At 63.7% G+C, this 7,140-nt stretch carries 5 protein-coding genes and 1 pseudogene; 4 read left to right on the top strand and 2 right to left on the bottom strand.

All coding sequences use genetic code 11. The features are described from left to right. A pseudogene (locus tag EOA24_RS22110) lies at positions 1-192 on the bottom strand (UDP-2,3-diacylglucosamine diphosphatase); the annotation flags it as partial. A gap of 123 nt (positions 193-315) precedes the next feature. Here EOA24_RS22110 and EOA24_RS22105 point away from each other — a divergent pair. The 4 genes from EOA24_RS22105 to EOA24_RS22090 all read left to right on the top strand — a co-directional run bounded on the left by EOA24_RS22105 (position 316) and on the right by EOA24_RS22090 (position 5,374). Beyond that, positions 316-1,095: an SDR family oxidoreductase gene (locus EOA24_RS22105; RefSeq protein WP_127258332.1), complete on the top strand. Its 780-nt coding sequence runs from the start codon at positions 316-318 to the stop codon at positions 1,093-1,095. A 149-nt stretch (positions 1,096-1,244) separates the two neighbouring features. Continuing rightward, entirely contained in the window at positions 1,245-3,569 is a 2,325-nt protein-coding gene (locus EOA24_RS22100; RefSeq protein WP_126082534.1) for an NADP-dependent malic enzyme, read from the top strand. Between the two features lie 121 nt (positions 3,570-3,690). Continuing rightward, on the top strand, positions 3,691-4,101 hold the full coding sequence (locus EOA24_RS22095; protein ID WP_126082533.1) for an MAPEG family protein: 411 nt from the start codon (positions 3,691-3,693) through the stop codon (positions 4,099-4,101). A 49-nt stretch (positions 4,102-4,150) separates the two neighbouring features. Next, a complete protein-coding gene (locus tag EOA24_RS22090) occupies positions 4,151-5,374 on the top strand; it encodes a DUF2865 domain-containing protein (RefSeq protein ID WP_126082532.1) in 1,224 nt (407 codons plus the stop codon). Here the strand turns inward: EOA24_RS22090 and gltX are convergent. Then, a complete protein-coding gene (gene gltX / locus EOA24_RS22085; protein WP_126082531.1) occupies positions 5,292-6,665 on the bottom strand; it encodes a glutamate--tRNA ligase in 1,374 nt (457 codons plus the stop codon). The two genes, EOA24_RS22090 and gltX, sit on opposite strands and share 83 nt — an antisense overlap. Between the last annotated feature and the right edge of the window lie 475 nt (positions 6,666-7,140).

The raw sequence follows: 7,140 nt of genomic DNA, 5'->3' as shown, positions 1-7,140 counted from the left end.
GTTGTGGCTCTGCGGCCAGTGCCAGCTGCGGCGCAGTCGCCAGCCGTCGACGATATCGCCGACCAGATAGATGATCTCGGCGTCGTGATAGCGCAGGAAGTCGATCAGGAAATCGGCCTTGGCCGCTTTCGAGCCGAGATGCACGTCGGAAATGAACAGGGCGCGGAAAGTGCGGGGCTCTGGGGCTGACATCGCGATTTTACCCTTTGCTTTCGCGTGCCTATGCCCCGATTCATGCAACAATCGTATGACGGTTGCGGTTGATCCAGCCCAGGCGCTAGCTTGGCGCGACCAAAGCACCAGGAGAAAATCACCATGGATCTCGGCATTCGCGGCAAAAAGGCCATCGTGTGCGCCTCGAGCAAGGGACTTGGAAAAGGTTGCGCCATGGCGCTGGCCGAAGCCGGTGCCGACCTCGTCGTCAACGGCCGCAACGCCGAGCTTCTGGGCAAGACCGCCGCCGAGCTTCGCGAAAAATTCGGCGTCAAGGTAATCGAAGTGGCCGGCGACGTGTCCAAGCCCGAGGTCCAGAAGGCGATACTTGCCGCATGCCCCGATCCGGACATCCTGGTCAACAACAATGGCGGTCCGCCGCTGCGCGATTTCCGCGAGCTCGATCGCGCCAAGATCCTCGAGGGCGTGACGCAGAACATGGTGACGCCCATCGAGCTCATCCAGGCGGTCATCGACGGCATGGCCAAGCGCGGCTTCGGCCGCATCGTCAACATCACCTCGCTGTCGGTCTATGTGCCGATCCCAGGGCTCGACCTGTCTTCCGGCGCCCGCGCCGGCCTGACATCCTTCCTGGCCGGCGTGGCGCGTACGGTGATCGATCGCAACGTCACCATCAACAGCCTGCTGCCCGGCAAGCTCGACACCGACCGGCTGCGCGGCCCACATGAAGCCGGCACTAAGGAAGACCCGGCCGCGGCAACCGCGCGCAAGGCCCGCATCAGCGCCGACGTGCCGGCGAAACGTCTCGGCACGCCCGAGGAATTCGGCCAGATCTGCGCCTTCCTCTGTTCGATCCATGCCGGCTACCTCACCGGCCAGAACATCCCGGTCGACGGCGGCCTCTACGTCAGCGCCTTCTGAGCATGCCTGAAGCTCTCCAGCCAACCAGCTGGAATCGGTTGATTATTTCCGCTCTGGCATTGTGAAGCCGGAGCCTGCGATTTGCGGTCGCGAAAAATCGCGGGCGCATGCTAAAAGGCTCCAAACCAGTATCGCAGGGAGGGGCCGCAATGGACGGCGAGAACAAGAAACCGGCTCGGTCGGACCTCGACGAGGCCGCCCTGTTCTTCCACAAGCACCCGAAGCCAGGAAAGCTCGAGATCCAGGCGACGAAGCCGCTCGGCAACCAGCGCGACCTGGCGCTTGCCTATTCGCCGGGCGTGGCCGCGCCCTGCCTCGAGATCCGCGACGATCCCGCCACCGCCGCCGACTACACCGCGCGCGCCAATCTGGTCGGCGTCGTCTCCAACGGCTCCGCCGTGCTCGGGCTCGGCAATATTGGTCCGCTCGCCTCCAAGCCGGTGATGGAAGGCAAGGCGGTGCTGTTCAAGAAATTCGCCGGCATCGACGTCTTCGACATCGAGATCGACGCGCCGGAGATCGAGCGCATGGTCGAGACCGTGGCCGCGCTCGAGCCGACCTTCGGCGGCATCAATCTGGAGGACATCAAGGCGCCGGAATGCTTCGAGGTCGAGGAGCGGCTGAAGGCCCGCATGGGCATCCCGGTTTTCCATGACGACCAGCACGGCACGGCGATCATCGTCGCCGCCGCGGTGCTCAACGGGCTGGAGCTGGCCGGCAAGGCGATTTCCGACATCAAGATCGTCACTTCCGGCGCGGGCGCCGCAGCACTTGCCTGCCTCAACCTTCTGGTCTCGCTCGGCGCCCAGGTGGAAAACATCTGGGTCACCGACCGTTTCGGCGTCGCCTACAAGGGCCGCGTCGAGGAGATGGATCGCTGGAAGGACCCTTATGTGAAGGTCACCGAGGCGCGCACGCTGGCCGATGTCATTTCCGGCGCCGACGTCTTTCTCGGCCTCTCCGCCGCCGGCGTGTTGAAGCCGGAGCTCCTGCAGCATATGGCGCCGAAACCGCTCATCCTGGCTTTGGCCAACCCCAATCCCGAGATCATGCCGGAAGTGGCGCGGGCCGCCCGGCCGGACGCCATGATCTGCACCGGGCGCTCCGATTTCCCCAATCAAGTCAACAATGTGCTGTGCTTTCCTTACATCTTCCGCGGCGCCCTCGATTGCGGCGCCAGCGCCATCAATGAGGAGATGAAAATGGCGGCGGTGCGGGCGATCGCCGCCCTTGCCCGCGAGGAGCCTTCGGACGTCGCCGCCCGCGCCTATTCCGGCGAGACGCCGATGTTCGGCCCCGATTTTCTCATCCCCTCGCCCTTCGATCCGCGCCTTATCCTGCGCATCGCGCCGGCGGTGGCGAAGGCCGCCTGCGACACCGGCGTCGCGACGCGGCCGATTGCCGACTTCGCCGCCTATATCGACAAGCTCAACCGCTTCGTCTTCCGCTCCGGCCTGGTGATGAAGCCGGTGTTTTCCACCGCCAAGGCTTCAAGCTCCAAGCGCGTCATCTATGCCGACGGCGAGGACGAACGGGTGCTCCGCGCCGCCCAGGTGGTGTTGGAGGAAGGCATTGCCGAACCGACTTTGATCGGCCGCCCGCATGTGGTGGAGGTGCGCCTGAAGCGTTACGGCCTGCGCATCCGGCCGGGCGTTGATTTCGCGTTGATCAATCCGGAAGACGATCCGCGCTACCGCCATTATGTCGATCTTTTGATCGAACTCGCCGGCCGGCGCGGGGTGACGACGGAAGCCGCTCGCACCATGGTGCGCACCAACAATACGGTTATCGCGGCGCTCGCGCTGAAGCGTGGCGATGCGGATGCCATGATCTGCGGGCTCGAAGGTCGTTTCGAGCGGCACTTGCGCAACGTCTCGCTGATCATCGGGCCGCGCGCCGGCGTCAAGGACCGCGATCTGTCGGCGCTCTCCATGCTGATTTCGCAGCGGGGCATCATCTTTCTCACAGACACTTACGTCTCCATCGATCCCACAGCCGAGGAGATCGCGGAGATGACCGTTCTGGCGGCCGAGGAAATCAGGCGCTTCGGCATGGAACCCAAGGCCGCCCTGCTCTCCTTCTCGGATTTCGGTTCGCGTGACGCGCCGAGCGCATTCAAGATGCGGCAAGCCGCGGCGATCCTGGCGCGCATCGCGCCCGACCTTGAATGCGATGGCGAGATGCATGCCGATACGGCGCTTTCGGAACATCTGCGCCAGCGCGTCTATCCGCATTCCAGGCTGAAGGGCGAGGCCAATCTGCTGGTCTTCCCGAACCTCGATTCGGCCAACATCACGCTGACGGCGCTGGGCGCCATGATGGATGCGCTGCATGTCGGGCCGATCCTGCTCGGCACCGACAAGCCCGCGCATATATTGACGCCGTCGGTGACCTCGCGCGGCGTGGTCAACATGACCGCGCTGGCCGTCGTCGAAGCGGCGCACCAGGCGCAGGCGCTGGTCGACCTGAATTAAGGACGACTCTGACCTTAAATGCCGATGGCGCATCGTTGTAAGTTGGTGATGCCCATTGCGGCCTCACCGTCGCGTTTGGGTATTCAAGCGCGAAAGACGAATGGGCAAGTGCGAGGGTTCAATGAGATTCGAACTGACCATGCTGGCCGCAAGTTGTGTGCTCTGTTTCATTCACATAGTTCTCGCCTCGCATTCGGCGAGCTTTCAGCGGGGTTACCGCTGGACGGCCAGCGCCCGAGACGCCGAAGTCCCTCCGCTCACCGGGATGGCGGGACGGCTGGAAAAGGCGCTGCGGAACTTCGTCGAGACATTTCCAGTATTCGTGGCGGCGGTTTTTCTTGTCCACGCGGCCGGCCGTGAGACTTCGCTCAGCGAGTGGGGAGCCGGACTCTATTTTTCGGCCAGACTGGTCTATCTTCCGCTCTACGCATTCGGTGTTCCCCTGCTTCGCTCGCTCGTCTGGAACGTCGCGTTTGTTGGAATCGCCATGCTTCTGTCAGCTTCGGTGTGGCCCCTGCTAGGAAACAGTTAACCACGAGCACGCTAGCCTTCCGGCTACGGACAATCGGGGTGTCAGGCGGATGAAAGGATTGAAGCTGACGCATCTCGCGGCGCTGCTTTCGGCGTTCGCCGCGTCGGCCGTTGCCGTGACCGAGCCGCAGGCAGCTTCCCGCACGTGCCGTCAGCTTGAAGCCGAACTCGCCGCGACACGCGGTGGCGGCGGCGGCCCGGGCCTCGTCCGCAAATATGACGACGCGATCGCTCGCCAGCGCGAGCAGCTTGCCAAGGCCCGCGGCCGAGCAAGCGATGCCGGTTGCGGCTTCACGCTGTTTTCGCGCAATGTCAGCCAGTGCGCGGCGATCAACGCCTCGATAGAGCGCATGAACACCAATCTCGACACGTTGCAGGCTAAGCGCGAGCGGCTTGCCGCCGGTGGCACGCGGCGCGACCGCAGTCGTATCCTGCAGGCGCTCGATGCCAACAACTGCCGCGACGACGAGATCGCGCCGCGACGCGCGCCGCTTCAGGAGGCTTCCCGTGACAATGGCGGCGGCAATCTGTTCGAGCAGCTTTTCGGCCGCCAGGACGAGCAACTCGAAACGCCCGATGCCTCTGACATGCCGGACGCGGCGGACGTTCCGCTTGATGATCCGAGCGTGCGCAACATCCGCCGCATCATCAATCAGCCGGACGGCATGGACCTGCCAAGGCTGGGCGGCGAGTTCCGCACCATGTGCGTGCGTACCTGCGACGGCTATTTCTACCCGATGTCCAACGCCGCCTCGGTCGGCGATTTCGAGCGCGACCAGAAGAATTGCGAATCGAGCTGCCCCGGCACCGAAATGCAGGTCTTCTATTCGCGTGGAACGGACGACGACTCCGGGTCGATGACCTCCTCGGTCACCGGTCAGCCCTACAGCGAGCTGCCGACCGCCTATCTCTACAAGCAGGCCAACTATTCGCGGCCGCCCACTTGCGGATGCAACGCGCAGGCCGGCAATTTCACGATCATCGGCGGCAATCCGCCCAATCCCGAACAGTCGCAGCCGGAGAGCGGGATGGCGCCCTTCATTCCCATGCCGGCGGTGAAACCCGATCCCGGCGCCGATCCCGAAACACTCTCCAATGCAGAAGGCGGGCTCGACCAGGACGCGATCAAGCGGCTGACCGCCAAGGTACCGGTGTCGCCGGTCTCTATGCTGCCACCGGATCAGCGCAAGGTCAGGGTCGTCGGGCCAGCGTTCCTTCCCGACCCATCAGCGGCAATAGATCTGAAAGCTCCGGCCCCGAAGTCCGCCCGGTAAGCGCCAGCCGCAGCGGCATGAACAGCGGCTTGCCCTTGCGCCCAGTTGCTTCCTTGATCTTGCCGGTCCAGTCCTTCCAGACCGTGCCGTTCCACGGCTCCTCCGGCAGCAGCTCGAATGCCTGGTGAAGGAAATCGCGGTCGTCGCCGGAAAACTCGGCCGGCTCCTGCGGGCCTTCGCTCAGGATTCGCCACCAGCCGACCGCGTCCGATAGGCGGTCGAGATTGCCGCGTACCGCCAGCCAGAACGCCTCGGCCTTGTCACCGGAAATGCCCAGCACCATCAGCCGGTCGCGGGCTTCCTCGAACGACATGTGATGCATCAGCGTGCGGTTGAGCACGAGGAGCTCGTCTGGATCGAACTTGGAGGCGGACTTGGATGTCGCCGCCGGGTCGAAATGGCTGGCAAGCTCGTTGAGATCATGCGCGGCGGTGACATTCTCCGACGTGCCGACGAGCACCGCCAGCGACGCGACCGCCATCGGCTCAATCCCGTCCTGGCGCAGGCTCTCGATCGACAGTGCGCCGGTCCGCTTCGACAGCCCCTCGCCCGTGGTCGTGGTGAGCAGGTTGTGGTGGCCGAAGACCGGCGGCTCGGCGCCAAGCGCCTTGAAGATCGCGATCTGCACGCCGGTGTTGGTGACATGGTCGTCGCCGCGGATGACCTGGCTGACGCCCATCTCGATATCGTCGACCACCGAAGGCAGGGTGTAGAGATAGGTGCCGTCCTCACGCACCAGGACGGGGTCCGACAGCGAGGCGAGATCGACCGTCTCCTCGCCGCGCACCAGATCGTTCCAATGCACGTCCGTGCGCTCCGGCTGCAGCGGATCGCTGGTGAAATTGGGCAAAAGGAAGCGCCAATGGGGCTTGCGTCCGTCAGACTGATATTCCGCCACCTGCTCCGGCGTCAGCGTCAGCGCCTCGCGGCCATAGACCGGCGGCAGGCCGCGCGTGCGACGCACCTTGCGGCGCAGATCGAGCTCTTCCGGCGTTTCGTAGCAGGCATAGAGCACCCGCGCCGCCTTCAGCCGCTCGACCGCCGCGTCGTAGATATCGAAGCGGCGCGACTGGTACTCGGTGACATCCGGGAAGATGCCCAGCCAGTGCAGGTCGTAAAGGATGGAGTCGGCATATTCCTGCTTCGAGCGGGCAATGTCGGTGTCGTCGAAGCGCTGGATGAAACGGCCCTTGTTGTTCATGGCGAAAAGCCAGTTGAACAGCGCGGTGCGCGCATTGCCGATATGGATGCGGCCGGTCGGCGATGGGGCGAAACGGACGGTGACTGTCATGAGCGGGGCGTAGCGGATGCTTTTGGCGTTGACAAGGCGCGCCCCCGCACGAACGCAACAGATAGTGCAAGCCAGCTAAAATGAAAAGCCGCCGGCCAGGCTGGCTTCGCGGCAGCCTGATAAACCGCGTCAAGTGCCGGGGGACCTGGGCTTCGCATGTCCCCGTTATCCACATATGTGACACACAAGATGTTGGGGTCACAAAAGCTACAAAAACGAATCCTTGACGGGTCGGAACGAGTCGCTTTTTATAGGCCATGCGCTCCTGTTGCGGGCGTGACCGGAGAGTTCAGAGGCCGGTCTTTTTTCCCGGATTTTGTGCGTTTTGCCCGGATTTCCGCCTGTTCACGAGGCCGGCGGAAGCGTTGGGATCTTTGGGGTTTGGGTGGGCGAAAGGGAGAATTGTCGGCCTGGAAAAAATCATCTGTTAACACTATATTTAGTGTTTGCAGGCAGGCTAGACGCTAGATAATGT

This window comes from Mesorhizobium sp. M2A.F.Ca.ET.039.01.1.1 (assembly GCF_003998035.1).
Lineage (GTDB): Bacteria > Pseudomonadota > Alphaproteobacteria > Rhizobiales > Rhizobiaceae > Mesorhizobium.
The sequence above is the reverse complement of the archived record's forward strand: the minus strand, read 5'-3'. Positions and strand labels throughout refer to the sequence as shown.

Bases quoted from the DNA above. Each gene is read 5' to 3' on its own strand.
- EOA24_RS22105 (WP_127258332.1), top strand. From the start codon at position 316: ATGGATCTCGGCATTCGCGGCAAAAAGGCCATCGTGTGCGCCTCGAGC.
- EOA24_RS22100 (WP_126082534.1), top strand. From the start codon at position 1,245: ATGGACGGCGAGAACAAGAAACCGGCTCGGTCGGACCTCGACGAGGCC.
- EOA24_RS22095 (WP_126082533.1), top strand. From the start codon at position 3,691: ATGAGATTCGAACTGACCATGCTGGCCGCAAGTTGTGTGCTCTGTTTC.
- EOA24_RS22090 (WP_126082532.1), top strand. From the start codon at position 4,151: ATGAAAGGATTGAAGCTGACGCATCTCGCGGCGCTGCTTTCGGCGTTC.
- gltX (WP_126082531.1), bottom strand. From the start codon at position 6,665: ATGACAGTCACCGTCCGTTTCGCCCCATCGCCGACCGGCCGCATCCAT.